Annotated in this window: 28 protein-coding genes; 2 read left to right on the plus strand and 26 right to left on the minus strand. The window is 41.6% G+C overall.

The annotated features are described in order from the left end of the window. Positions 1–5: 5 nt before the first annotated feature. The 11 genes from NSQ54_11725 to smc form a co-directional block, all read right to left on the minus strand. Positions 6–1,499, minus strand: a complete 1,494-nt coding sequence (locus tag NSQ54_11725; protein WYP24997.1) for a DUF4041 domain-containing protein — start codon at positions 1,497–1,499, stop codon at positions 6–8. Between the two features lie 230 nt (positions 1,500–1,729). Continuing rightward, positions 1,730–2,083 carry a 50S ribosomal protein L19 gene (gene rplS, locus NSQ54_11730; protein WYP24998.1) on the minus strand — a complete coding sequence of 118 codons (354 nt, stop codon included), beginning with the start codon at positions 2,081–2,083 and terminating at the stop codon, positions 1,730–1,732. A 149-nt stretch (positions 2,084–2,232) separates the two neighbouring features. Further along, entirely contained in the window at positions 2,233–2,964 is a 732-nt protein-coding gene (trmD, locus tag NSQ54_11735; protein ID WYP24999.1) for a tRNA (guanosine(37)-N1)-methyltransferase TrmD, read from the minus strand. Further along, positions 2,961–3,476: a ribosome maturation factor RimM gene (gene rimM / locus NSQ54_11740; protein ID WYP25000.1), complete on the minus strand. Its 516-nt coding sequence runs from the start codon at positions 3,474–3,476 to the stop codon at positions 2,961–2,963. The genes trmD and rimM overlap by 4 nt, the downstream gene beginning before the upstream one ends. Next, positions 3,460–3,882, minus strand: coding sequence for a YlqD family protein (locus NSQ54_11745; protein WYP25001.1), 423 nt, complete (start codon positions 3,880–3,882; stop codon positions 3,460–3,462). Before NSQ54_11745 ends, rimM begins: the two co-directional genes overlap by 17 nt. A gap of 81 nt (positions 3,883–3,963) precedes the next feature. Continuing rightward, positions 3,964–4,194 (minus strand): KH domain-containing protein, encoded by a 231-nt coding sequence (locus tag NSQ54_11750; protein WYP25002.1) that lies wholly within the window; start codon positions 4,192–4,194, stop codon positions 3,964–3,966. 21 nt (positions 4,195–4,215) lie between these two features. Further along, complete coding sequence (rpsP, locus tag NSQ54_11755) at positions 4,216–4,488, minus strand: 30S ribosomal protein S16 (protein ID WYP25003.1); 273 nt, start codon at positions 4,486–4,488, stop codon at positions 4,216–4,218. Between the two features lie 97 nt (positions 4,489–4,585). Next, complete coding sequence (gene ffh / locus NSQ54_11760; protein WYP25004.1) at positions 4,586–5,944, minus strand: signal recognition particle protein; 1,359 nt, start codon at positions 5,942–5,944, stop codon at positions 4,586–4,588. A gap of 11 nt (positions 5,945–5,955) precedes the next feature. Next, positions 5,956–6,285 (minus strand): putative DNA-binding protein, encoded by a 330-nt coding sequence (locus NSQ54_11765; protein WYP25005.1) that lies wholly within the window; start codon positions 6,283–6,285, stop codon positions 5,956–5,958. A gap of 94 nt (positions 6,286–6,379) precedes the next feature. After that, the gene (gene ftsY / locus NSQ54_11770; GenBank protein ID WYP25006.1) at positions 6,380–7,378 is read right to left on the minus strand and encodes a signal recognition particle-docking protein FtsY; all 999 of its coding nucleotides are present in this window, start codon (positions 7,376–7,378) and stop codon (positions 6,380–6,382) included. Positions 7,379–7,389: 11 nt separating this feature from the next. Beyond that, complete coding sequence (smc, locus tag NSQ54_11775; GenBank protein ID WYP25007.1) at positions 7,390–10,956, minus strand: chromosome segregation protein SMC; 3,567 nt, start codon at positions 10,954–10,956, stop codon at positions 7,390–7,392. A 138-nt stretch (positions 10,957–11,094) separates the two neighbouring features. Here smc and NSQ54_11780 point away from each other — a divergent pair, with 138 nt between their 5' ends. Beyond that, positions 11,095–11,319: a DUF1128 domain-containing protein gene (locus NSQ54_11780; protein ID WYP25008.1), complete on the plus strand. Its 225-nt coding sequence runs from the start codon at positions 11,095–11,097 to the stop codon at positions 11,317–11,319. Between the two features lie 59 nt (positions 11,320–11,378). Here the strand turns inward: NSQ54_11780 and rnc are convergent, their stop codons facing one another. From rnc to NSQ54_11840, 12 genes are all read right to left on the minus strand, one after another. Further along, a complete protein-coding gene (rnc, locus tag NSQ54_11785; protein ID WYP25009.1) occupies positions 11,379–12,167 on the minus strand; it encodes a ribonuclease III in 789 nt (262 codons plus the stop codon). 139 nt (positions 12,168–12,306) lie between these two features. Beyond that, a complete protein-coding gene (gene acpP / locus NSQ54_11790; GenBank protein WYP25010.1) occupies positions 12,307–12,540 on the minus strand; it encodes an acyl carrier protein in 234 nt (77 codons plus the stop codon). Positions 12,541–12,638: 98 nt separating this feature from the next. Further along, a complete protein-coding gene (gene fabG / locus NSQ54_11795; GenBank protein ID WYP25011.1) occupies positions 12,639–13,382 on the minus strand; it encodes a 3-oxoacyl-[acyl-carrier-protein] reductase in 744 nt (247 codons plus the stop codon). Continuing rightward, positions 13,382–14,326, minus strand: a complete 945-nt coding sequence (fabD, locus tag NSQ54_11800; protein ID WYP25012.1) for an ACP S-malonyltransferase — start codon at positions 14,324–14,326, stop codon at positions 13,382–13,384. Before fabD ends, fabG begins: the two co-directional genes overlap by 1 nt. Further along, positions 14,326–15,339 (minus strand): phosphate acyltransferase PlsX, encoded by a 1,014-nt coding sequence (plsX, locus tag NSQ54_11805; GenBank protein WYP25013.1) that lies wholly within the window; start codon positions 15,337–15,339, stop codon positions 14,326–14,328. Before plsX ends, fabD begins: the two co-directional genes overlap by 1 nt. A 19-nt stretch (positions 15,340–15,358) precedes the next feature. Continuing rightward, positions 15,359–15,925, minus strand: coding sequence for a transcription factor FapR (gene fapR / locus NSQ54_11810; protein ID WYP25014.1), 567 nt, complete (start codon positions 15,923–15,925; stop codon positions 15,359–15,361). Between the two features lie 91 nt (positions 15,926–16,016). Further along, complete coding sequence (gene recG, locus NSQ54_11815; protein ID WYP28551.1) at positions 16,017–18,062, minus strand: ATP-dependent DNA helicase RecG; 2,046 nt, start codon at positions 18,060–18,062, stop codon at positions 16,017–16,019. A gap of 2 nt (positions 18,063–18,064) precedes the next feature. Then, positions 18,065–18,949, minus strand: coding sequence for an L-serine ammonia-lyase, iron-sulfur-dependent, subunit alpha (gene sdaAA, locus NSQ54_11820; GenBank protein WYP25015.1), 885 nt, complete (start codon positions 18,947–18,949; stop codon positions 18,065–18,067). A gap of 16 nt (positions 18,950–18,965) precedes the next feature. Further along, positions 18,966–19,628, minus strand: coding sequence for an L-serine ammonia-lyase, iron-sulfur-dependent subunit beta (gene sdaAB / locus NSQ54_11825; protein ID WYP25016.1), 663 nt, complete (start codon positions 19,626–19,628; stop codon positions 18,966–18,968). 67 nt (positions 19,629–19,695) lie between these two features. Next, positions 19,696–20,559 carry a DegV family protein gene (locus NSQ54_11830; GenBank protein WYP25017.1) on the minus strand — a complete coding sequence of 288 codons (864 nt, stop codon included), beginning with the start codon at positions 20,557–20,559 and terminating at the stop codon, positions 19,696–19,698. A 30-nt stretch (positions 20,560–20,589) separates the two neighbouring features. Further along, on the minus strand, positions 20,590–22,284 hold the full coding sequence (locus tag NSQ54_11835) for a DAK2 domain-containing protein (GenBank protein WYP25018.1): 1,695 nt from the start codon (positions 22,282–22,284) through the stop codon (positions 20,590–20,592). A gap of 21 nt (positions 22,285–22,305) precedes the next feature. Continuing rightward, the gene (locus NSQ54_11840) at positions 22,306–22,668 is read right to left on the minus strand and encodes an Asp23/Gls24 family envelope stress response protein (protein WYP25019.1); all 363 of its coding nucleotides are present in this window, start codon (positions 22,666–22,668) and stop codon (positions 22,306–22,308) included. 198 nt (positions 22,669–22,866) lie between these two features. Between NSQ54_11840 and rpmB the strand changes: the two genes are divergently transcribed. Then, complete coding sequence (gene rpmB, locus NSQ54_11845; protein ID WYP25020.1) at positions 22,867–23,055, plus strand: 50S ribosomal protein L28; 189 nt, start codon at positions 22,867–22,869, stop codon at positions 23,053–23,055. Positions 23,056–23,097: 42 nt separating this feature from the next. On the opposite strand, the gene spoVM is transcribed toward rpmB, so the two are convergent. The 3 genes from spoVM to rsgA form a co-directional block, all read right to left on the minus strand. Next, complete coding sequence (gene spoVM, locus NSQ54_11850; GenBank protein WYP28552.1) at positions 23,098–23,178, minus strand: stage V sporulation protein SpoVM; 81 nt, start codon at positions 23,176–23,178, stop codon at positions 23,098–23,100. A gap of 206 nt (positions 23,179–23,384) precedes the next feature. Beyond that, complete coding sequence (gene rpe, locus NSQ54_11855) at positions 23,385–24,047, minus strand: ribulose-phosphate 3-epimerase (GenBank protein WYP25021.1); 663 nt, start codon at positions 24,045–24,047, stop codon at positions 23,385–23,387. Between the two features lies 1 nt (position 24,048). Further along, entirely contained in the window at positions 24,049–24,930 is an 882-nt protein-coding gene (rsgA, locus tag NSQ54_11860) for a ribosome small subunit-dependent GTPase A (GenBank protein WYP25022.1), read from the minus strand. Positions 24,931–25,040: the final 110 nt, after the last annotated feature.

A 25,040-nucleotide genomic window follows, 5' to 3' on the forward strand; every position in this document is an offset into this window, starting at 1 on the left:
TCGAATTAACTTACAGCTATTTTTTCTAGAGTTTTCTCCTCAACTTCTTCTTGAATCATTTGGAGTGACTTTCTATAATCTTCAGCAACGGCCAATTTAGTAAATTCAATTGTTTTATTGTGATTATGTCTTACTACCTTAGCTATTTCGTTAATATCAACTCTAAAAAATTCTTTTCGAGGATTTACTTTGTTTATTTGATAATTTTCGAATGCTTTATGAAGCGATCGCTCTAGCTTAGGTGCATCGTCGGAGAACACCATTGCATGCACATCGAAGTTAAAAGGTACAGATGCACTTCCAAGTTCATTTACTCGATCCATAGGTTCTAGCCTTCTTGTCATTCCAATTTTAAAAACGTCTGCTCCAAACGAACCGATATTAGAAATTATATAAACATAACCGGCTTTAGCATTTTGTTCTCTAAAATCCACTTTTTCTTTTTCAGATTGTATATCTATTACTTTCTCTTTAATTTCCTCTATTTTCAGTTGAATTTCCTGTTTTAATTCTTCACTAGCAGTTTCCATTTGCTCATCGTACTTTTCCAATGCTTGTTTAAAATGTTTCTCATCTTTTTCAAGCTTTTTACGTTCACGTTCAATTTCAGCCTGAATTCGCTTTTCTTCACGCATCTGTTCTTTTAATAGTCGTTGTTCTTCTTTTTCTTCTTCTTTCTTAAGGTGAAATTCATGGACCAAATATAATTCATCAATCTTTAAAGCTAGATATTCATCTCTAATTTCAATACCATTACGTGAATTAAGTTTATTAATTTGATCTTGTGCCTTTTTAATTTGTTTTTCTATTACTTCTATATTATTAAACTTTGCTTTTAAAATTGCTGTATCACATTCTTGATTAAATGCCCTAACTGCAAGTTTAACGTTACTTTTCCTCATGGCTTCGCCTTCTTTTTCACTTCCATTAACTTGCCAGCTCCTCGAAATCGTAGCTTCATCTACATTTGCCATGATCTTTTGCTTCTGCCTTATATCATTTAACTCATTCTTAAATAATTCACTGTTTTCAAATCCGTACTTAGGTTCATAAAATCCAAATGTTTGATTGAGGTGCTCTTCTTCGTAGGATACTAACTCAGCTTTTAATGATTCTAGTTTATTATTTTCATTCTCAATCTCAAGCTTGATTAAATCATTGTCTTTAGAGAGTTCCCTTTCTTTATGCTTAACTTTCTCTTTGACTTTTTCAATTTCTTTTTCTAAATTTGCCGTTTCATTTAAAATCTCCTGTTTTATGTAATCATTTTGCTTTATTAGCTTTTCGGATTCTTTGGTTAGCTCTTCCGTTTTCAATTTGACTTTCTCTAGATCATCTAAACCATTAGCTTTCCAATATTCTCTTCTCTTTTTTTCAGCTACTTGTTTTATAATTAGCAACACAATACCTAAAATAAGTGGAATAGCTAACAACCACAATGCAAAACATATTGAAATAAACCATGTTGATAAGTACCATCGATTTTCAGTCATAGACATTTATACCCCCATTATTCAGTTAAGTTAAAAAATGTAATAAAACTCATTATACAATACATATATGATTCTCTCCTTATTTATCATTAAATGTTTTACTTTAGTATTAAAATTTTTAAGTGAAGCTTGTACTCCTATTTAAAATCTTTTATAAAAATATATATATTTGGCCCAAACAAAAAGAACGCCCTTCAACCGAAGGACGTTCCTTTTTGATCATTGTCAAACAATGATTATGCTTTTCTGCGAAGTTCTTTGATGCGGGCAGCTTTTCCACGTAGGTTACGTAGATAGTAAAGCTTAGCACGACGTACTTTACCGCGACGTTTCACTTCGATCTTTTCGATTTTCGGTGAATGTAATGGGAATGTACGCTCAACTCCTACACCATAAGAAATTTTGCGAGCTGTAAATGTTTCGCTGATTCCAAATCCGCGACGTTTGATAACCACGCCTTCAAAAAGCTGGATACGCTCACGAGTTCCCTCAACAACCTTAACGTGAATTGTTAAAGTGTCTCCAGGACGGAAATCTGGAAGATCTGTGCGAAGCTGCTCATTTGTAATTTCTTGAATAATGTTGCTCATAGTCGTATTCCCCTCCTTCCAAACAGACATTCTTGTCGGATAGCCGCAGCGGAACATCTTAATAACGGGCGAATTGCCACAATGTCTATAGTAGCATAGATAAAAGTGTGATACAAGATTCTTTTTATGAAATGCCAAGCTTTTTTACCTTACATCTCTTCTTTCCACTCTTTGATCCATGTTTGCTGCTTTTGGGTCAGATATTCTTCGTCTATTAACTCTGGACGTCTTTCGAATGTTCGCTTGAGAGATTCTTTTGTACGCCATTCTTCAATACGGCCGTGATGACCTGAGAGTAAGACCTCAGGTACTTCGAGTCCGCGAAACTCTGCTGGGCGCGTGTACTGCGGATGCTCAAGCATTCCTGTTGAGAAAGAGTCTGTTTGTGCAGATTCTTCGTTACCCAGGGCTCCTTTAAGCAAACGAGTCACACTATCGACAATAACCATTGCTCCAAGCTCTCCACCAGTTAACACATAGTCACCTAGCGAAATCTCATCTGTTACAAGATGCGTACGGATACGCTCATCATAGCCTTCGTAATGACCACAGATCAAGATCAGCTGCTCTTCTTTGGCGAATTCCTCTGCTTTGGCTTGCGTGTAAGGCTCACCTTGAGGGCAGAGCAAAACTACTCTCGCTTTTGCGTCTGGCTGCTTCACATCTTCTACCGCATCAAAGATTGGTTGAGGCGTTAAGACCATACCTGCACCCCCACCATATGGATAGTCATCCACACGGCTGTGCTTATTCGTTGAATAGGTTCTAAAATCTGTTACGTTTAGCGAGACAAGCCCTTTTTCTTGGGCAAGCTTCAAAATAGAGTGTCCGAAGACTCCTGTAAACATGTCAGGAAACAGACTTAAAACGTCAATTCTCATACATCAAGACCTTCTAGTAAATGAATCGTAATCGTCTTGTTTGTGATGTCAATTTCTCGCACAACAGACTCAATATAAGGGACGAGAAGATCCTTTTGACCTTCGCGTTTTACCACCCATACATCATTCGCCCCTGGACTTAAAATCTCAACCACTCGTCCGATTTTTAATCCTTCTTCATCAATGACTGTGCAGCCAATGATTTCGTGATAATAGTATTCACCAATTTCAAGCTCTTCTTGTTGATCGGCCGACACATAAAGGGTAAGCCCTTTATACCCCTCAACCTCGTTAATATTCGTATAGCCTTCAAATGTAAGTAAATGAAATTGCTTATGAACACGATGCGAGGCAACCGTTAATGTTTTGTACTGTCCATTTTCCTGTCTAATGGCAAGCTGACTTCCTTTAGCAAATCGATTTTCAGGGAAGTCTGTTGTTGAGAGAATTTTCACCTCTCCACGCACACCATGTGTATTAACAAGCTGTCCTACTTTATACCATTCCGTCATCCGAATTCCTACTTTCTCGAAATTGTTCAATGATTCCATCCTTCACAACGACCTCAAGCGTTTGTGTTGCGTCTGGCCATGGATCACCTACCTGTAGCTCAACGATAGCCTGTGCTTGGCCACTTGTAATCTCTGAGCCAATGGGAAGGCGCTCCAGCTGTTGAAGTCTGAACTCAATTCCCTTTTTCTTTTCAATCCGTTTATTCATTTCCTGCTCGTAACGCTTTCGTAATTGATATTCTTGAGAGGTGGAATCTGTTTTTTTAATTGATTTGTGCATTTGAAATTGAAACTGCTCAATTTCACGTGTGAGCTGTTCTTGTTCTGCATAGAGCTCATTCGTTAATGTATCTTTTTTGGTTTCGGTTAATACTTGTTTAATGGAAACGGTTTGCAAGAACTGCATGTCATCACACTCCATTCATAAACAATGAGACCACCTAATAATAGACATACAAGAAAAGGGAGAGGTTTCCCCCACCCTTTCTTATTCAACGATATCCAGCTTTACTTTCTTCCCCTGCTTGTTCACAGCTGCATAAACAACTGAGCGCAGAGCTTTTGCTGTTCGTCCGTTTTTACCAATCACTTTTCCCATATCATCCGGATGAACCGTTAATCGTAGATATACTGTCTGACCTTCTTGATGTTCTTCAACCTTCACAGATTCGGGATCATCAACAAGTGATTGAGCTATATGTTCAACCAACGTTTTCATCGCAGATCACCTCGGGTCAAATTACTTTTGGTTTTTAGCGTTGTGAAGCTTTTCCATTAACCCTTCTTTTGAGAAAAGGTTACGAACTGTGTCAGAAGGTTTTGCACCTTTTAACATCCAATCTAATGCTTTGTCTTCTTTAACAGAAAACTGAGCAGGTTGAGCAACCGGGTTGTATGTTCCGATTTCCTCGATGAAACGTCCATCACGTGGAGCACGAGAATCTGCAACTACTACACGATAGACAGGAGCTTTCTTTGAACCAATACGTTTAAGTCGAATTTTAACAGCCATTTCGCTGTACACCTCCAAGATTATTTACACAATTTAGTATAATATCATCAATTCCACGTTCCGACAAGACTTATCTTATGGAGCAGAATAGATTTTTTTAAAATGGTAGTTTCAGGCCACCGAGTCCTTTTCCACGACGCTTCCCTTTTCCAGTCTGCATTCCAGTCATCTGCTTCATCATTTTCTTCATATCTTCAAACTGCTTTAACAGACGATTGACATCCTGAATGGTTGTGCCGCTTCCTTTTGCAATCCTTCTTCTTCTACTTCCGTTTAAGATCGAAGGGTCTTGCTTTTCTTTTTTGGTCATTGAACGAACAATCGCTTCAACACGACCAATTTGTTTTTCATCTACTTGTAAGTCCTTCATGGCTTTGTTTTTCTTCATGCCAGGCATCATTCCAAGTAAATCCTCAAGAGGTCCCATGCTTCTAACCTGCTCAAGCTGCTCTAAAAAATCATCAAAAGTAAAGTCTGCGTTACGCATTTTTTTCTCAAGCTCACGCGCTTTTTCTTCATCAACATTAAATTGAGCTTTCTCAATCAGAGATAAGACATCTCCCATACCGAGGATCCGGGAAGCCATTCGGTCCGGATGAAACGGTTCAAGCTGATCCACTTTTTCACCAATACCAGCGAACTTAATTGGGATGTTTGTGACAGCTTTTACCGAGATCGCAGCTCCACCTCTCGTATCACCATCAAGCTTTGAGAGGACAGCACCTGTTAAACCAAGCTGTTCGTTAAATGTCTCAGCAACATTCACCGCATCTTGACCAGTCATGGCATCAATGACAAGAAGGATCTCATCAGGATTAACGGATTCCTTAATTTGACTTAACTCATCCATTAGCTCTTGATCGACATGTAAGCGACCCGCTGTATCAATTAATACATAATCATGATGGTCTTCTTTTGCTTTGGCGACTGCCTGCTTGGCAATCTCAACAGGACTCACTTGATCTCCTAATGAAAATACAGGCATGTCAATTTGCTTTCCTAACGTCTCAAGCTGTTTAATTGCAGCTGGACGATAGATATCAGCAGCAACCAACATTGGTTTGCGGTTGTGCTTTTTGCGTAAATGAGTTGCAAGCTTCGCTGTATGCGTGGTTTTACCCGCACCTTGAAGCCCAACCATCATAATGACCGTTGGTGGCTTTGAGGAAACAGCCAGTTTGCTTTGCTCGCCACCCATAAGTGCAGTGAGCTCTTCATTTACAACTTTTATGACTTGTTGACCAGGAGTTAAGCTTTTCATTACCTCTTGGCCAAGTGCCTTTTCTTTTACATCAGCAATAAATTGTTTAACGACTTTAAAGTTCACGTCAGCTTCTAGAAGGGCAAGCCTAACTTCACGCATCATTTCTTTAATGTCTTGCTCGCTAACTTTCCCTTTGCCGCGAATCTTTGTCAGGGTACCCTGGAGCCGTTCAGCTAAGCCTTCAAATGCCATGTTACCGCCTCCTAGTCCAGTTTCCGAATCGTATCTATTAGACTCTGCATCTCATAAGGAGCCGCGTTCTCTTGAATAGCTGTTTCTAATTGTGCCAGCAAACTTGTCCGTTTCTCAAACTTCTCGAGGAGCTCAAGCTTGGTCTCATACTCTTCAAGCATCGCTTCTGTCCGTTTGATGTTGTCATAAACCGCTTGACGACTCACTTCGAATTGCTCGGCAATCTCTCCAAGGGAAAAATCATCTAAATAATACTGGGACATATATTCGCGCTGCTTCAGAGTGAGCAGGGAATGATAGAAATCAAACAAATAGTTCATTCTGAGCGTTTTATCTAGCACGAAGCTTCACCCCTTGTTAAGTGATTCCCCTTTACGAGAATTTATATTACAGGAGAGGCGCTCTTGTGTCAAGTTTTTTTCTTAACATAACGATTTAACTCGATTGTACGTCCTCTGGAGAGTCCAGAACATCCTTAAAGAGCCCATAGACAAACTGATCTGCCTGGAATGGCTGCAGGTCATCCTTCTGCTCACCAAGTCCGACAAATTTAACTGGAATATCAAGCTCACGCTTAATGGCCATAATGATTCCACCTTTAGCCGTCCCATCAAGCTTCGTTAGAACGATTCCTGTTACATCTGTTGATTGACCAAATGTTTTGGCTTGTACCATCGCATTTTGGCCCGTTGTCCCGTCTAAGACAAGCAGAACTTCATGTGGTGCACCTGGAACTTCACGTTCAATGACACGCTTAACCTTTTCCAGCTCGTTCATTAAGTTCACTTTATTCTGCAAGCGTCCAGCCGTATCGCACAGAAGAACATCTGCGCCTCTTGACTTAGCTGCCTGAATCGCGTCATACATAACAGCTGCTGGATCACTTCCTGCTTGCTGCTTAATGACATCTGCTCCAACACGCTCGCCCCACACCTCAAGCTGATCAATGGCTCCAGCACGGAATGTGTCTCCAGCAGCGAGCATTACTTTTTTGCCTTCTTGCGTTAAGTAGTGAGCCATTTTTCCAATCGATGTTGTTTTTCCTACACCGTTCACACCCACTACTAAAATAACTGTCAGTCCATCTGTTTGCAGGTTCAGCTCTTGAGCTTCTTTTCCTTCATCTAGCATATTTGCAAGGAGCTCAGAGATCACAGGTTGAACATCTTTTGTATCCTTTAAGTTACGCAGGCGAACCTCGTCTTTTAACTGTTCTACAAGCTCCATTACTGTAGAAACACCTACGTCAGAACTAATTAATAGTTCTTCTAGCTCCTCAAAAAAGTCTTCATCAACTTTACGGTATTTATAAACAAGCTCATTCATTTTACCGGCAAATGATTCTCTTGTTTTTTCAAGACCTGATTTAAACTTATCTGTTACTTCTGTTGTTTGATTTGTAATTTTATCTTTTAGCTTCTTAAAAAAACTCATGTTCTTTCCTCCTAGCTTTCAATTAGTTCCTTTGTTTCTTCCAGTCTAACCGAAACAAGCCTAGATACACCTGATTCCTGCATGGTCACACCATATAAAACATCTGCTTCTTCCATCGTTCCACTGCGGTGAGTAATGACGATAAATTGAGTTGCTTCCGAGAAATCTTTTAAATACTGCGCAAAGCGGCTTACATTCGCTTCATCAAGAGCAGCTTCGACCTCATCAAGTACACAGAATGGCACAGGTCTTACTTTTAAAATGGAGAACAACAAAGCAATTGCTGTTAACGCACGCTCCCCACCTGATAATAACGCTAGGTGCTGCAGCTTTTTACCAGGAGGACGAGCCATAATATCAACACCAGTTGAAAGTATATTAGATGGATCTGTTAAGACAAGATCGGCTTCTCCGCCACCAAACAGCTCACGGAACACTTCTTGGAAATGTCCTCTTACTTGAGTGAAAGTATGCAAAAAGCGATTCGTCATTTCTTCATCCATCTCCGCAATGACCTGATGCAAGGTTTCCTTTGCTTCGAGTAAATCCTGTTGTTGCTCAAGTAAAAACGAGTAGCGCTCGTTCACTCGCTCAAACTCTTCGATTGAACCAAGATTCACTGGACCAAGCTCTTCAATCGTTAACTTTAAAAGCTTTAATCGTGTTTTCGCATCATCGATCGAGCCTTCTAGAGGATAATCTTTTACTGCCGCTTCAAAAGATAGCTCATATTCTACGCGAAGCTTCTCCAAGCGATGTTCAAGATCAACATCAAGGCGGTTTAAGCGTACATCCTGATGCTTATAGTCATCGTGTACAAGTGCATAATGACTTTGATTTCGTTTTAATTGTTCTTCAAGCTCAGTATACTGGTCATCAAGCTTCGCGCGCTTCTCTTCAAGGGATTTCAGCTGTTGCTGAACGCTCTCTTTTTCTGTTCGTAACGAATGAATCTGTTCCGTTAGCTGTTCTTCTCCACTCGAACCACTATTCATGGATGAGGAGAGCAACTCAAACTCTTCGCGTAAATCTTTAAGCTCCGTTTTTAGATCCGTTAGCTGTTGACTTGTAAAATCAAACTGCTCACTTACGTGTTTCACACGCTGCTTGGATTCAGCTTCCCCAATTCGTACGCGCACAAGCTTTTCTTGAAGATCTTCTCTGGAGTTCTGTTGTTCTTTTAATTGTGCCTCTAACTCTTCAATTTCAAGCTTCCATTGTTGCTCACGTTTGTTTGTTTCTACAAGTGCTTTTGCTAAAGCGTCTAAGCGGTCTATGACAGCTTGTTCTTCTCTTGCAGCCGCTGCTTCCTCACGATCCATTCGTGAATACTGTTGTTCCATATTCGCCGAAGTGAGCTCCAGCTCCTTCAAGCGCGAACGCTGCTCCTGCCATTCCGAGCGTTTTGCTTGAATCTTTTGCTGAACATTAGCGTGTTCTGTTCGCTGTTGTGCTCGTTGTTGCTTTTGTTGTTGCATCTGCTGCTCTAATTGATGCACCGTATGTTCTAGCTTTTCGGTTTGATGCGTTAGATCATCAAGCTCACGCTTACGCCCAACTAGAGATGTTTGGTTTTGTTTCACACTACCACCCGTCATGGATCCACCCGGGTTCACCACGTCTCCTTCAAGAGTCACAATGCGGAAGCGATGTCCAATCATGGCAGCTAGCTTATTTGCGCCTTCAAGCGTTTTAGCAACAACAATGGAACCAAGCAAATTAGAAAGGACGTGCTGATACTCTTCATCATAGCGGATAAGCTGAATGGCTAAACCGACAAACTCGTCCTCGCTTGCAATGATACGTAATTGAGCATCAGGCATCATCCGTGGCTTGATAACTGACATTGGTAAAAACGTAGCACGGCCAAAACGTTTTTGTTTTAAAAAGCGTATCGCTTCTCGGGCATGTTGTTCGTTTGTTACGACCACATGCTGAGCTTGTGCCCCAAGCGCCGTCTCAATCGCAAGCTCATGCTGCTTCTCAGTGCGAACGAGTTCAGCGACTGCCCCGCGTATCCCCTGTAGTTGCCCGTCACGTGCTTTAAGAATCTCTTTAACACCTTGATAAAATCCAGTGAAATCTGATTCCATCTCACGCAGGGCTTCGGTTCTTGATTTAGATTTTTGTAAGATACGATAGGCTTCATACAGCTTCGATTCATTCCGTTGATAGTCTTCTTCAAGCTTTGCTTGATTGGCTGTAATCGTTTGTTCCTCAAGCGTTAGTTGTTCAAGCTCATCATGCATGCTTGTCACTAGCTCTTGTGCATCGTTAAGTTGTTGCGTTAAGCTGTTCCGATTTGTTTTTGAATCGGCGTGTTCTTTTACTATTCGATCACGCTTAAAGGATTGCTGACGCTTTTGTTCTTCTAAATATCGCTGTTCATTACGAATGGAAGCCTGTTCGTTTAGAACTTCAATGTAATCAGCCTTAAGCTGATCAAGCTTTGCTTCAATTCCAGGTCCACTTCCTTGAAGTACACCTTCAAGTGAACGTAGCTCGGCTCTCCAGCGATTTAATTCAGCTTTTTCTTTTTCAACAAGCTCTTGTCTTGCCGCTGCTGTCTCTTCTAGACTCTCAAGCTTCGAAGATTTATCGGCAATGTCTTCTGTGAGCTGATCAATATTATAAACCGCATTTTTCTGACGCTCCTGCAAGACACCTCTGCGTCCCTCGTTTTTTTCTAATTCCTCACTTACATGGAGACGACGCTCCTGTGCTTTTTGCAAGGCCTCAGCTACGGCTTTGGATTCCGCGCGACACGATGTGATCGCTTCTTCTGACTGCTGAATGGTTTTCTCATGTACATCAAGCTGTGTTTTAAATGCCGCAAGCTTTTGTTTAGCTTCAGTCCATCGTGCGTGTAGGTTATTGATTTCAGCAGCAGTGATCGTAATGTCTTCTTTCTTACGTTTCTTTTCTGCTTCAATGAATTCTTTGGCAATGGACGATTGCTCGCGTAATGGCTCAACCTGGGATTCAAGTTCATGTAAAATATCTTCTACACGGTTCACGTTTTCTTGCGTTTCATTTAATCGCTTTTCAGCTTGAATCTTACGTGTTTTGTATTTTAAGACGCCTGCCGCTTCTTCAAAAATAAGGCGCCGATCGTCTGACTTGCTGCTCAAGATTTCTTCAATCTTTCCTTGACCAATAATGGAATAGGCTTCCCGGCCTAGTCCTGAATCAAGAAACAATTCCACAATATCCTTTAACCTGCAAGGCTGACGATTTAAGAGATACTCACTTTCACCTGATCGATACACTCGTCTGGTGACGCTAACCTCACTATAATCAATATTTAAATGCTGATCCTCATTATCTAAAATCAAACTAACTTCGGCGACATTTACTGATTTTCTGGAGTCACTCCCGGCGAAAATGATGTCTTCCATCTTGGCTCCGCGTAGTGATTTCGCAGACTGTTCACCAAGCACCCAACGAATACTATCTGAGATATTACTTTTCCCACTTCCGTTCGGACCGACTACAGCCGTTACACCTGGCACAAACTCAACATTTACTTGTTCAGCGAAGGATTTAAATCCCTTCACTTCTAATCGTTTGAGGAACATGCATTCCCTCCTTGCTCTAGACACTTTAGATTTTAGTTTATCACACTTTAGAACGATTTAAGAGATTTCTAAAGGGTTGGGACAAACGGGTACGATTATGATAGGATTAGCTTTATGTAATGGTAAAGGAGGTCCTATATGGACTTATCAATGAACACAGCTGAAAATATGAATTATATGCTTAAGGAAATTGAAAACAAGCTTCAAACCGTTAATGCTGGAGCCCTGAATGCCGAGAAGTTCGATGCTTCTTCCTACGAAGACATTCGTGACATTTTTGAATGGGTGCAAAAGCAACGTTCCGTTTCCGTTCGTGAAATGGAAGCCATTGTGTCGGAGCTTGGTCAATTACGCAAATCATAACCATGTAAAAAAGGCTGCGAGTACATCGACAGCCTTTTTTGCATCAATAATCTGTACCATTACCTGCTTCGGGTATTAGCGTTTAGCTTTTCAAGCGCGAGTTTCGCGGCTAGCTGTTCTGCTTCTTTTTTGGAACGACCAATTCCATCCCCAAGCGGCGTACCGTTTAGTTGTACTTCTGATACGAATTCTCGGTCATGAGCTGGACCTCTTTCTTGTATGATTACATACTGAAGGACGCCAAGACCATCTCGTTGGATGAATTCCTGAAGTTGACTCTTAAAATCCATTTTATGCGAAAAAGCACCCTCATTGATCTTTGGATACATCGTTTGGCTAAGAAACAAATAAACGGCGTCCAAGCCTTGATCCAGATAAAGCGCACCAATAAATCCTTCGAATACATCTGCAAGTAGCGCTGGACGAACTCGCCCTCCCGTTACTTCTTCACCTTTTCCCAGTAGAACAAGTTTGCCAAAGTCTAGCTCCGTTGCAAATCTTGCAAGTGATGGTTCACAAACAATCGAAGCACGAAGCTTGGTCATGTCACCCTCACTCATGTTCTTGTACTTTTTGTACAGGTATTGGGAAACGGCAAGTTCTAAAACTGCATCTCCGAGGAATTCTAGTCGCTCATTATCAGTCGCGGCATATAAGCGATGCTCATTCACATAAGATGAATGCGTAAAAGCCTGAATTAATAACTTACGGTTTTCAAACGTTAATCCGGTTCGGACTAGCAGGTCATCAAATTGACGCTTTTGTTCTTCGGACAAAATCAGACGACGTCCACCGCCTTTTTTGTCATGATTTCTTGATTTACGATAAGGCTTTGATTGATGTGGCATGGTGACCTCCAACACGGAAAATAAACTTACACCTAAATTGTATCAAAGTTTTTGCAAAAAGCTAAGCAAAAATTACAAAGTTCTGCTCACAGATCATAAATAAATCCCATATGGCAGAAGCCACATGGGATTAACTAGATTACTGCTGGCTGTCTATGTAAGAAATAACGTCTCCAACAGTTGCAATTTTTTCTGCTTCTTCATCAGAAATTTCAATGTCAAATTCGTCTTCAAGTTCCATTACAAGTTCCACCACATCTAGTGAATCTGCTCCTAAATCATCTTTAAAAGATGCCTCAGGTTTAACTTGCGCCTCATCAATATCAAGACGGTCGACAACAATTTTAGTCACACGTGAAAGTGTATCTGCCATGTTCATTCACCTCCTCTCAAAATAGCTTGTATCTCAGCTAGATGAATTCTAACGGCATTTTAAGAACCTGTCAAGAAGCACTTTGCCGCCTCATTCATCTAGGGCATTACTAACCCGCCATCTACATGTAGTGTTTGACCAGTCATATAGTCTGCATCACTGCTTGCTAGGAAACGAACAACAGACGCCACTTGCTTAGCTTCTCCAAGGGCTCCTAGAGGAATTTGAGTCAGGTACTGCGCTTTTACTTCCTCACTTAGTACCTCAGTCATATCGCTCTCAATAAAGCCTGGTGCTACCGCATTTACATGAATGTTCCGGTTAGCAAGCTCTTTAGCCATTGATTTTGTCAGGCCAATTACACCCGCTTTGGCGGCAACATAATTGGCTTGTCCTGCATTACCCATAACAGCAACCACAGAAGAAACATTGATGATACGTCCATAACGTTGCTTCATCATTTGTCTGGATACACCTTTTGCACAGTTAAATACACCTTTTAAATTGGTGTTCACTACCGCATCCCAGTCATCTTCCTTCATACGCATAAGTAAATTGTCTCTTGTAATCCCTGCATTATTAACTAGAATATCAATTCGACCAAATGTTTCGATTGACTGCTTAATAAGCGCTTGAACCTGCTCGGAGTCTGCAACGTCTGCTTGTACAGCAATCGCTTCTCCGCCTAATTGTTTAATGTCTTCAACAACCTGCTCCGCTCTTTCCTTGCTTCCTGCATAATTTACGACGATTTTGGCGCCCTTTTCAGCGAGCTCCATTGCAATGGCTTGTCCTAGCCCTCTGGATGCGCCTGTTACGATGGCTACTTGTTCTTTTAACATCATGCATCCCCCTTTAGTTCCGCTGCTACGTCTTCCACACTATTACGATCAGATACCGCGTAAGCTGCAACACTACGATCAATTTTTCTCATAAGTCCTGTTAATACATTTCCAGAGCCAATCTCAATAAATGTATCTACTCCAAGATCAATGAGGTGCTTAATACTCTCTTCCCAGCGAACAGAGGAGTAGACCTGCTCCACAAGTTGCTCTCGAATCGCTTCACCAGAGGTCGTTTCTTTTGCCGTAACATTTGCAATCACTGGTGTTTGTATATCTTGAATCTCTTTGTTTGCTAGAAGTGCAGCTAGTTTCTCAGCAGCAGGCTTCATTAGACTTGAATGGAACGGGCCACTTACTTGTAGTGGCAATACACGCTTTGCTCCGGCCTCACGCGCTAGTTCACCCGCTTGCTCCACTCCCTTTGCCGTCCCTGAAATAACAATTTGCCCAGGGCAGTTTAAGTTTGCAAGCTCAGCCACTTCCCCTGTACTTGCTACATCCTCACTAATCTTACGTAGGCTATCAGCGTCTAGACCTAAGACAGCTGCCATTGAGCCTACACCAAATGGAACAGCCTCTTCCATAAAGAGTCCTCTGTTATGCACAGATTCAATAGCCGTTTCGTATGACATTGCTCCTGCTGCTGCAAGCGCACTGTACTCACCTAAACTGTGACCTGCTACATAATCAGGTTTAATTCCAGCTTCTTTCACTAACTCAAGAACGGCCAAACTCATTGTTACAAGAGCCGGTTGTGTATTCTCTGTTCGTCTAAGTGACTCTTCTGGCCCCTCTTTCATCACTTGACTTAACGAATACCCTAGTGTTTGATCAGCAAGGTCAAAAATGTGTTTGCTGGATGCTTCTGTTTCGTACAACTCAGCTCCCATTCCCACTTTTTGTGACCCTTGACCTGGAAATAAAAACGCAATTTTACCCATTATGACTCTCCCTTTTCTTCCTCTGCTTGAGGCATTTTTGCAAGCTCTGCTTTCACGAGGGCGGCAACCTGCTGTTCTACCATCAGTTTGGCTTGTCGAATAGCATGGAATATCGCTGTTTCATCAGAGGATCCATGTGCTTTGATTACAGGTGAACGTAAGCCAAATAATCCGGCTCCACCGTATTCAGAGTAGCTCATCTGTGTTTTGATATCGCGAAATGTAGGCTTTAGGACTCCTGCAGCCAGCTTGTTTTTTACGGATTTAGTCAGCTCTTGTTTGATTAATCCAAAGAGCGATGAAGCGGTTCCTTCAATTGTCTTTAAAACGAGATTTCCCGAAAACCCGTCACAAACAACAACATCTGCAACTCCTTCTAACAAGTCACGCGCTTCTACATTGCCGATAAAATGAAGGTCTGATTGCTCAAGCAAAGGAAACGTTGCTTTTGTTAACTCGTTCCCTTTTCCACTTTCTGTTCCTACGTTTAGAAGACCTACCCGAGGCTTTGACACATTTTTCACAAGCTGCATATACGTACTTCCAATAACAGCGTGCTGCAAAAGATGCTGTGGCTTAGCATCCATATTTGCGCCAACATCTAAAAGGAGAAAGCCACTCCCACCCATTGTTGGTAGCATAGGAGCAAGGGCAGGGCGATCAACGCCTTTAATTCGACCAACATGCAAAAGTCCCGCAGTCATTAATGCACCTGTATTACCAGACGAGATACAGGCATCCGCTCTGCCTTCCTTTACTTCACGCACAGCGAGAACCATAGAAGCGTCCTTTTTCCTTCTGACCGCGTGAGTTGGCTTATCGGTGTCTTCGATCTTTTCTGTTGTATGTATAATCGAAATTCGTTCTTCATTTGTAAGATGGGAACGAATTGATTGTTCATCCCCAATTAAGGTGATTTCAAGTTCTTTAAATTCTTGAACAGCTCTCATTGCGCCAACTGTTTGCGCGCGAGGTGCATGATCTCCACCCATTGCGTCTAGAGCAATTTTCACTCAGCTTCCTCCTTCATATTCAAGACTCTGTCTTTGGACTTGAACGGTACATAATAAATTCCCCTTGGAACACTTTTTCTTTTTCCACATAGCTCTCAACGGAAACCATTGTTCTTTCTTTTTCAAGACGCGTGACAGTTGCTTTTGCAACAACTCTTTCTCCGCTTCTTACTTGACGCTTAAACCTAATTGTCGCTTTAGCCGTTAACGCCAGTTCGTCGTTAATGACGGCAACAGCTAGAGAGTTCGCCTGCGCAAACAAATAATGTCCACGAGCAATTCCTGACTTACTAAACACTTCATCCTTACTCACTTCAAAGATCGATATGGCTCTTTCATCTAGTTGCAAATCTATAATTTCACCAAAAACTTCTTCTGCAGAAATGGATTGTAATTCATCTAATTGCCTTTCGGCGACGCCTTTAATTCGTTCACGCAACTCCGGGATGGACAGCTCCATACGGTCTAGTCGTATTGTTTGAATACTTACTTCAAAATGAACCGCAAGTTCTTCGTCTGTCATAAACGGGTGTTGCTGTAAGGTCTCCTGAAGAAGGGCCTGCCTGTCCTTTTTTTTACGTCTCATTCTTAGCTGTCCCCCTTTTCCCTGACCGAAACTACTCTTATGACTAGGTCCTAAGAGTAGTATAAACATGAATGTTGTTTGATTTCAACTGCTAATCTAGTTTACCTTGATCGAGCGCACCCGTTGTTTCTAGATACTCTCTTAACCATTGATACTCAGGATCCTCCCAGAAATGCGTGGATTCAACCAACGCCTGTGCATCCTGTCTTGCCACTTCAAGTGTGCGATAATCGTGAACAACATCTGCTACCTTAAAATCTGGCAGCCCACTTTGCTTGGCTCCAAAGAAATCTCCCGGCCCCCGTAGCTCAAGGTCTCTTTCTGATAAAACAAATCCATCATTTGTTTCAGTCATAATTCGCATCCGTTCGCGCCCATTTTCCGTTTTCGGATCAGCAAGTAACACACAATAGGATTGTGCATCCCCCCGGCCAACTCGACCACGTAATTGGTGAAGCTGAGCCAGTCCAAAACGGTCCGCATCATAAATGACCATCATGGTTGCATTTGGGACGTTAACTCCTACCTCGACAACGGTCGTGGAAACAAGCACCTGCGTTTTATTTTGATCAAAGAGTCCCATGACCTCGTCTTTTTCATCAGAGCTCAACCTGCCATGCATTAAGCCTACAGCAAAGCGTTCTTTAAAATACCCGGTTAAAATTTGGTGCACATCCAAAGCATTCTGAACATCAAGCATTTCAGATTCTTCAATAAGTGGACAAATCACATAGGCTTGTCGCCCTTGCTGTAACTCACGCTCAACAAATCCCAGAACACGATCAAGCATGTCATGCTTCGCCCAGTAGGTTTCGATTGGCTTTCTACCAGCAGGCATTTCATCAAGAATTGAAACATCCATATCACCAAAGACAGAAATGGCAAGAGTTCTTGGGATCGGAGTTGCTGTCATAAAGAGCACATCAACATGCTCTCCCTTACTACGGAGTTGCCTTCGCTGATTCACACCAAATCGGTGCTGCTCATCTGTGATCGCAAAGCCTAGCCGGTTAAACACAACATCATCTTGTATTAACGCATGTGTACCAACGGCCAAATCAATGGCACCATCTGCTAAATCTTGAAGCAATTCACGACGACGTTTCCCTTTAAGAGAACCGCTAAATAGCTCCACTCGTTTTCCTAACGGCTCTAGCCAGCCTTTTAGTGATTCTAAATGCTGTTCAGCCAGAATCTCTGTTGGAACCATAAGTGCTGTCTGATACCCCTCACACATCACACCGTACAAGCAGGCAGCGGCAACTACCGTTTTCCCGGAGCCTACGTCACCTTGCAACAAACGGTTCATTTGGTAAGGGGATGCTAAATCACGAACGACTTCTTGAATAACACGCTGCTGAGCATTTGTTAATGGAAAAGGCAAGGATCCAATGAATGTGTTTAGAATTTCTTGGTCAACCGTTATCGCCTGTCCACTACTTTGTTCTCGTTGAACTTTTCTAAATAGCTGCATCTTTAATTGAAACGCTAGAAATTCCTCATACACCATACGTCTTCTCGCTTGTTTTACAGCCCCTTGATCAGTTGGGTGATGGAGCTGAGTCACAGCTACTTGCTTAGATACAAGCTTATACTTTGTTCGAACCGACTCAGGCAGTGGCTCAGGTAGTTCTTGGCCAAATTGCTTTAATGCTTGCGAGATGGCTCCTTTAATCATCTTACTTGGGACAGTCCCTGAAGCGGAATATACAGGTTCAATGGTTTGTTCCTGTTCCATCACACCTTGGTGAAGTTCTGTTCCGGTAATCGTCATACGGTGGCGATCCCATTTTCCAGAAACCGTTACTTCTGCGCTAACTGCTAATTGTTTTTTTAGAAACCCTCGATTAAAAAACGTAACGGTAACAAGCAATTTTCCTACAAGCATTCGGAATGATAAACGGTTTTTCTTTTTTCCATAGTATCGGACAGAAGGCTCACTATGGATAGTCCCAATAACCGTAACTCGTTCATCATGCTCTGCAGATTGAAGATCCTTTACTTTGTAATCTTCATATCTGAAAGGAAAATACTCAAGAAGATCCCCAACTGTTTTAAGCTTTAATCCTTCAAACAGTTTTGCCCTCTCTTCGCCGATACCAGTTACATCTGTAATCGGGCGTTTATGAGGATTTATACTCATTTGTCCATCGACACTCCAAATATTTCAGCTTCAAGTCTACGCCCTGTTGGTGTTGCTGCAAGTCCGCCCTGAGCTGTTTCTTTTAAGGCAACTGGCATCGTTTGACCAATACGATACATGGCATCAATCACTTCATCACATGGAATACGGCTTGTAATACCAGCTAGCGCCATGTCAGCTGCAGTAATGGCCACAGAGGCACCCATTGCATTACGTTTTACACAAGGAACTTCAACTAATCCAGCTACCGGATCACAGACAAGTCCTAGCAGATTCTTAAGTGCGATCGCAAGCGCCTCTCCTGATTGTTCTGGAGTTCCGCCCGCCAATTGTACAAGTGCCGCTGCTGCCATTGCTGACGCAGAACCTACTTCTGCTTGACAACCACCAGCCGCTCCGGATATGGACGCATTGTTGGCAATGACAAAACCAAATGCACCCGCTGCAAACAAATAATCAATCATTTCATCGTCAGTTGGTTGTAGTCTGTTTTGCATTCCAAATAGTACACCCGGTACTACTCCAGCTGCTCCTGCTGTAGGCGTTGCACAAATCGTACCCATCGCCGCATTAACTTCATTTGTAGCCATCGCCTTACTGACTGAATCAAGTAAGTTATCTCCACCGAGCGTGTTTCCTTTTGCGATATACGCTTGCAGCTTTTTCGCATCGCCGCCGGTTAACCCAGATACGGATTTAATATCTTCCGTCGTTCCTCTCTTTACCGCTGCTTTCATGACATCTAAGTTTGCGCGCATTCGCTCAATGACTTGCTCACGCGACCGTCCTGTTTCTTCCACTTCTTGTTGTATCATCACTTCGGCAATGGAAATCTCATCAGATACGGCTCTTTCTATTAATTCAGCTGCATTCCGAAACATAATAACCCTCCTATTCTTATTCGTGAATATTTGATACTAATTTTATATTTGGCAGTGAGGAGAGCTCATCTAGTAACTTTTGTTCAACATTTTGGTCAACTTCCATTACCATTAAGGCCTCTTCTCCTTTTTCTCTTCTTGATACTTCCATATGTCCGATATTCATTTCATATTTTGCTAGTAAATTTGAGACTGCTGCAATTACACCGTAACGATCATGATGCACAACAAAAATCGCTGGATGGTTTCCAGATAAACGTAGCTTAAACCCATTCATCTCAATGATCTCAATTTTACCGCCGCCAATCGAAATGCCTACCAGCTCCATTGATTTCTGCTCGTTTTCAAGGACAATTCGCATTGTATTAGGATGATCCGTGATGGCATCTTCTTCATGGAATGAAACGGCAATCCCAGCTTTTTTCGCTAACATTTCTGATTGCTGGATTCTAGGATCGTGTGTATCAAAATCTAGGATGCCCCCAACGACTGCTACATCGGTTCCATGTCCTTTATAGGTTTGTGCAAACGAGCCATATAAATAGATGTTTGCCTCTGTTGGATTGCCGTTAAATAACGTACGGGCAACACGTCCAATTCTAGCAGCACCAGCAGTGTGCGAGCTAGAAGGACCAATCATAATAGGACCAATAATATCAAAAACGGTCCGATATTTCATATCGAATCCCTCTCTCTTTCGTAAAAAAAGACTGACCTGAATGGAAGCGTCAGTCTTTTTAAAGAATTTATTTGTTCGTAGCTTTTGTACAAGAAATAGAAACAGTTCCTGGACCTACATGAGCACCAATAACTGCTCCAATCGATGTAATCACAACAGATTCCACCTGACATTCTTGTTTCACTCGATCTATTAACTCATTCGCAAGCTCTTCATTTAGTGCATGAGACGCTCCAATATGAATTGGTTCATCTCCATATTGTTCTTTAATTGCTTCAATAATTCGAGCTACTGCTTTTTTAGGTCCGCGAGCCTTATCAAACGGATAAACCTCGCCCTCTTTAGATAATGAAAGAATCGGTTTAACCTTTAATAAGGAACCTAAAATGGCCGAAGCCTTTCCAATACGCCCGTTCTTCTGAAGATATTGTAAGGTATCTACCAAGAAATAAACAGTCGTCTCTTGTAATAAATGTTCTAATTGTTCATCTAAAACGTTAACAGGCTGGCCTTCATTAGCCATTCTGGCCATCTCAGCCACAATAATACCAATCGCATAAGAAGCCTGCTTAGAATCAATCACTCGAATATCAAGCTTATCTTCTAATGCTTGTTTGGCAATGGTTGCTGATTGAAATGTACCACTTAGTTTCGAAGATAAGTGAATCGAATAAATCACTTCAGCTCCGTCTGAATGAAGAGACCGATATAGTTGTTCAAATTGATGCGGAGTTGGCTGAGACGTTGTTGGCATGACCGCATCCGTCTTTAGCTTCTCGTAAAAATCTTTTGGACTTAATGTCACTCCGTCTTCATAGGTTTCTACTTCAGAAAACACTACGTTTAAAGGAATTACTTCAATTCCCCATTGATCTACGAGCTCCCGAGGAATATCGGCTGTACTGTCTGTAACTATTCGTATCTTTGACATTGGTACATCCCTCCTTTTCTGCTGAGCTCATTATTCAACAGAAAAAATATAAGAATATAATGGCTGATCCCCTTGATGAATATCGAGTTCAACATCCGTAAATGTGTCTTCAAGATATTGAATCAACGCTTTGGTTTCACGTTCTGATACATCTTCACCTGCCAAAACGGTAACCATCTCACTGTCTTCATCGATCATATGAGAAAGAAGCTCCTTGGCCGCTTCAACTAGATCCTTGTGAGTGTTCACGATTTTTTTATCGGCAATGCCAATATAATCGTCTTTTTGAATTTGCAAGCCTTCAATTTGTGTGTCTCGAACGGCATACGTTACCTGACCTGACTTTACTGCTTTCATCGCTTCATTCATATGAGACGCATTCTTTTCAATATCAATCGAAGGGTTAAATGCAAGCAAAGCTGCCAGTCCCTGTGGCACCGTTTTTGACGGAATCACGATGGCTTTTGAGTCCACAACGTCAGCTGCCTGTTCTGCAGCCATTATAATATTACCGTTGTTTGGCAGAATCAATATATTTTTCGCATTCACTTTGTTAATTGCGCTAACAATATCCTCGGTGCTTGGATTCATGGTTTGACCGCCTTGAATGACCTCTTGTGCACCTAATCCCTTAAAGAGTTTAGAAACTCCTTCGCCCATCGAAACGGTTACAATTCCAAACTCACTTTTAGGCGTTTCTTTTTGTGTCTCCGCTTGTTCGGAAGCACCATAAAATGCCTGTGTTTCATCAAGAAGATGCGTATGCTGCTCTCGCATATTCTCAATCTTAATATTAATAAAATCACCGTAACGTTGCGCGCGAGATAAGACCTCACCCGGATATTCTGCGTGAATATGAACTTTGAGTAAGTCTTCATCAGATACCACAAGTAATGAATCACCAATCTCACTTAATTCATTACGGAAATCTTCTTCAATAAATGCTTCGTTTTTCAGACGTTCTTGATCAAAACGAACCATGACTTCTGTGCAATAGCCAAATTCAATATCTTCCGTCGCCATGTGGCTTTGCGCTGATTGATGATGGTGTTCAATTTTAACCAGGTCGTCCATATTAGGAGTGACTGGCTGCTGATCTTTTAACTTTTTTCCTTCAAGAACAGCAAGAAACCCTTCATAGATGTATAGCAAGCCCTGTCCACCAGAATCTACTACGCCCACTTCTTTTAAAACAGGCAGAAGATCCGGTGTCCGCTTTAAGGATGCTTTAGCTTCTTTAATCAAATCACTCATAACAACGATGATGTCATCGTTCTTCTTAGCAGATTTTACAGCTTGTTTGGCTGAGTCCTTGGCAACCGTTAGGATCGTTCCTTCTACAGGTTTAATAACCGCCTTATATGCCGTTTCAACGCCTTTTTCAAACGCTTTGGCGAAGTCTTCAGCATTTAGTTTCTCCTTGCCTTCTACTGCTTTAGAAAACCCTCTAAAAAGCTGAGATAAAATGACTCCTGAATTTCCTCTAGCCCCCATTAACAAACCTTTAGCAAAGGAAGCAGCGATAGTCGCTGCATCCTTTGCCGTTTGTGCTTGCACTTCCTTCACACCTGATGTGATTGAAAGATTCATATTTGTCCCTGTATCACCGTCTGGGACTGGAAACACATTTAGGGAGTCCACAATCTTAACGTGCCTCGATAAATTATCCGCTCCCTCAATAAACATATGAGCAAGCTTATTTGCTTCTAGTCTCTTAACCGTCACAACATTTCCTCCTAACTACCCCTAAGTGTTTAACACTCGAACACCTTGTACAAAGATGTTAACAGAACCAACATCTAATCCAAGCATCTGTTCCAGTTGATATTTCACTTTTGTTTGTACGTTATGTGCTACTTCAGAAATTTTAGTACCGTAGCTTACGATAATATACATATCAATATGAATGTCCTCTTCTACCTCGCGAATTACGACGCCTCGACGGAAATTCTCTTTACCCAGTAAATCAGACAAACCATCTTTTATTTGTTTTTGTGAAGCCATACCAACGATTCCATAGCAGTCAACCGCTGCTCCACCGGCTACCGTTGCGACAACATCTCTTGAAACATCTACCATTCCAAGTTGAGTTTTCATTTCAATAGACATATGTATCCTCCTTTAAGAACTGCACATTAGCTTTATTTTACTATACATTAGGCGAATAGGAAAGAAACAATAGGAGTGTCAAGGATTCTCCCTTGATAAAGTTGTTACTTTCTATTGCTTTCTCTTTATGCCTATGCTAAGATATTCGAGTATGAATTGGTCTCATCGTAAGGTGGAATGAATAAGGAGGTGCAAGTCATGGCCCGTGTTTGTCATATTACAGGCAAAAAAGCCCGTACTGGTAATAAGCGTTCTCACGCTTTAAACAAAACTAAGCGCCGTTGGGGAGTTAACGTACAAAAGGTACGTATTCTTGTAGACGGTAAGCCGAAACGCGTATACGTTTCAGCTCGCGCGCTTAAATCAGGAAAAGTACAACGTGTTTAATTGAACCTAGCAAAAAAGCACCGTATATTCGGTGCTTTTTTGCTAGGCTTTTTTAAATGAACTAAGTACAGCCCTCACAAATCCACCGAGAAACTTGGGCAGCTTGATAGTATAAAACTTCATGGCTCCTCCTCCTTAGCGAAATTCGCCAACACAGCTGATCACAACGTGACAACGAGATGTGTTAAAATTCTTACCGATTTCTAACGCTTGCGTCACACTAAGCTTTCTCCCCCAAAAATGAATGAATAAAGCCTACGTTGTCTTCCGAGAACAGCCAAGCTATTCTTTACCACCATGCTATGCCCTAAAACTCCAAAACAGAACTATTATTGCGTCACAGATTGAGAGTTGCGAATGTCTTGGATCGCTTTGCGACGATCAGACTCACCAAAAATGGCTGATCCAGCAACAAGGACAGTAGCACCAGCGTCAAGGCAGGCCTTGGCTGTTTGAGTATTAACTCCTCCGTCAACTTCTACTTCAAAGGAATACCCATCACGTTTACTGTATGCAGCGAGCTCTGAAATATTGCCTAAAACTCCCTCAATAAACTGTTGTCCGCCAAACCCAGGGTTTACCGACATTTGCAGGACAAGATCCACATCTTTTAAAATGGGGACAACTGAACTGACTGGTGTGGCTGGATTTAAGACAATACCTGCCTTCACCCCGTGCTGTTTAATCAATTGAATGGTTCTATGTAGATGTGTGCATGCCTCAACATGAACAGAAATAATATCAGCTCCTGCTTTTGCAAACGCTTCTATGTATTGGTCCGGATTTGAGAGCATCAAATGAACATCCAATGGTAGTTTTGTATACGGTCTAATGGCTTCTACGATTAACGGTCCGATTGTTAAATTTGGTACAAAATGTCCATCCATTGCATCCACATGAATATAGTCAGCACCACTTGCTTCTACATCTTGAATTTCTGCTCCAAGTTTTGCAAAATCGGCTGATAAAATAGAAGGAGCGATTTTAATCATGTTAGTATCTCCTTTTTCTCTGATGAATTTCGTCTAAAAATGATAGATAATGCTCATATCGATATGATTGAATTGCACCTTCCTGTACTGCATCTTTTACTGCGCATTTCGGTTCGGATGTATGCAAACACCCACGAAATTTACAATCCGGTAACCGTTTTGCAATTTCAGGAAAATTAAGGCCCAGGTCCTCTGCTTCAATCTCTGTGAACTCAACCGAACTAAATCCTGGTGTATCAGCTACTAAACCAGTGCCAATACTCAATAATTCTACATGTCTAGTTGTATGCTTACCACGGCCTAGATGGGTAGAGATTTCGTCGGTTTCAATTTGCAAATTAGGCTTTAATGCATTTAATAAAGACGATTTCCCCACTCCGGATTGACCTGCTACAACAGAAACACGGTCATTCAGATCTGGCATCAACCATTCCACACCCTGCTCGTCTTCTTTAGACGTTAATCGAACACGGTACCCGATTGCTTCGTAGTCCTTAACGTAGTTACGAATCTCTGCTTCCTGCTCTGAATTTACTAAATCCATTTTACTTATTAAAATGACTGGTTCAATTCCACTTGCTTCGATGTGGACTAAAAATCGGTCAAGTAACAACGTGCTAAATTCAGGCTCTAGGGCAGAGAACACGAGTAGAACTTGATCAACATTCGCTATAGGAGGACGAACCAATTCGTTCTTCCGCTCTAGTAATTCCATGATATAGCCGTCTGTGATGTTTTCAGCCTCATATTCCACGCGGTCTCCAACTAAAGGCTTGCGCTTCTGCTTACGGAACAATCCCCGACCTCGACATTGAATATACGAATCTCCATCTTGCACATAATAAAATCCACTAAGTGATTTTACGATTAATCCATTTGGCATAAAAACCTTCTTTCTCGTTCATTTATTAGAGTTGATGCGTGTCTTTGTGTGAAAAACTTAGCAAATGAGATGGAGCTAGGACAAAACATAAATTCGCTTATGAAAACACG

Source organism: Alkalihalobacillus sp. FSL W8-0930 (genome assembly GCA_037965595.1).
Taxonomy (GTDB): domain Bacteria; phylum Bacillota; class Bacilli; order Bacillales; family Bacillaceae_D; genus Alkalicoccobacillus.